Source organism: Microbispora triticiradicis (assembly GCF_005864065.1).
In the GTDB taxonomy this organism is placed as follows: Bacteria; Actinomycetota; Actinomycetes; order Streptosporangiales; family Streptosporangiaceae; genus Microbispora; species Microbispora triticiradicis.
On sequence record NZ_VANP01000050.1, the window covers coordinates 1 to 708 of the forward strand.

1 rRNA gene is annotated in these 708 nt (G+C 57.2%); it reads left to right on the plus strand.

Features of this window, described 5'->3' with window-relative positions:
* Positions 1-76: 76 nt before the first annotated feature.
* Positions 77-708 (plus strand): 23S ribosomal RNA (locus FED44_RS35465); the annotation flags it as partial.

The window sequence follows — 708 nt, forward strand, 5'->3', positions numbered from 1 at the left end:
GGGTGTTTGGTGGTGGGGTGGGCTGGTTTGCCTGGTTGTTGTTTGTGAATTGCATAGTGGACGCGAGCATCTTTGTGGCCAAGTTTTTTAGGGCACACGGTGGATGCCTTGGCATCAGGAGCCGATGAAGGACGTGGGAGGCTGCGTTAAGCCTCGGGGAGTCGCCAACCAGACGTTGATCCGGGGATGTCCGAATGGGGAAACCTAGCACCAGTCATGTGGTGTTGCCGCCGTCTGAATGTATAGGGCGGTTGGTGGTAACGCGGGGAAGTGAAACATCTCAGTACCCGTAGGAGAAGAAAACAATTTAGTGATTCCGTGAGTAGTGGTGAGCGAAAGCGGAGGAGGCTAAACCGTGCGCGTGTGATAGCCGGCGGGCGTTGCGTGTGCGGGGTTGTGGGACCTTCCGGGGGAGACCGCCGTCTCTTCAGGCAGTGAGAAATCGGTGGGGTAGTCGAACGCTCTGGGAAGGGCGGCCGTAGACCGTGAGAGCCGGGTAGGCGAAACCTTGTCGACTGTTGGGAGTGTTCCCGAGTAGCACGGGGCCCGAGAAATCCTGTGTGAATCTGCCAGGACCACCTGGTAAGCCTAAATACTTCCTGATGACCGATAGTGGACTAGTACCGTGAGGGAAAGGTGAAAAGCGCCCCGGTGAGGGGTCGTGAAATAGTACCTGAAACCGTGTGCCTACAAGCCGTAGGAGCGTAG